This window comes from Pantoea sp. PNA 14-12 (genome assembly GCF_004364735.1).
Lineage (GTDB): Bacteria > Pseudomonadota > Gammaproteobacteria > Enterobacterales > Enterobacteriaceae > Pantoea > Pantoea stewartii.
On record NZ_SOAJ01000015.1, the window covers coordinates 1 to 1085 of the forward strand.

Here is a 1085-nt window from a genome sequence, read left to right on the forward strand (position 1 = left end):
AAAGAGCAATTTCAACGTAACAAACTGCACGTAAACGTGGGCACCATCGGTCACGTTGACCACGGTAAAACCACCCTGACTGCAGCAATCACCACCGTTCTGGCTAAAACCAACGGCGGCCAGGCGCGTGCGTTCGACCAGATCGACAGCACCCCTGAAGAAAAAGCACGTGGTATCACCATCAACACTGCACACGTTGAGTATGAAACCCCGTCTCGCCACTATGCACACGTTGACTGCCCGGGCCACGCCGACTATGTGAAAAACATGATCACCGGTGCTGCGCAGATGGACGGCGCGATCCTGGTTGTTGCTGCGACTGACGGCCCAATGCCGCAGACCCGTGAGCACATCCTGCTGGGTCGTCAGGTAGGCGTTCCTTACATCATCGTGTTCCTGAACAAGTGTGACATGGTTGATGACGAAGAGCTGCTGGAGCTGGTTGAGATGGAAGTCCGTGACCTGCTGTCACAGTACGACTTCCCGGGCGACGATACTCCAATCGTTCGCGGTTCAGCACTGAAAGCGCTGGAAGGCAACCCAGAGTGGGAAGAGAAGATCGTTGAGCTGGCTAACCACCTGGACAACTACATCCCGGATCCGGTTCGTGCTATCGACATGCCGTTCCTGCTGCCAATCGAAGACGTATTCTCAATCTCTGGCCGTGGTACTGTAGTAACCGGTCGTGTTGAGCGCGGTGTTGTTAAAGTCGGCGACGAAGTTGAAATCGTGGGTATCAAAGATACGGCGAAATCAACCTGTACCGGTGTTGAAATGTTCCGCAAACTGCTGGACCAGGGTCAGGCAGGCGAAAACTGTGGTGTTCTGCTGCGCGGTATCAAGCGTGAAGACATCCAGCGTGGTCAGGTTCTGGCGAAGCCAGGCACCATCAAGCCGCACACCAAGTTCGAGTCAGAAGTTTACGTTCTGTCTAAAGACGAAGGTGGCCGCCATACTCCGTTCTTCAAGGGCTACCGTCCACAGTTCTACTTCCGTACCACTGACGTGACCGGTTCAGTAGAGCTGCCAGAAGGCGTTGAAATGGTTATGCCAGGCGACAACATCAAAATGGTTGTTACCCTGAT

At 54.2% G+C, this 1085-nt stretch carries 1 protein-coding gene; it reads left to right on the top strand.

The features are described 5' to 3' along the window. Nucleotides 1-1085: elongation factor Tu (gene tuf, locus C7434_RS21870; RefSeq protein WP_133745900.1), on the top strand; the 1085-nt coding region annotated here is incomplete at both ends.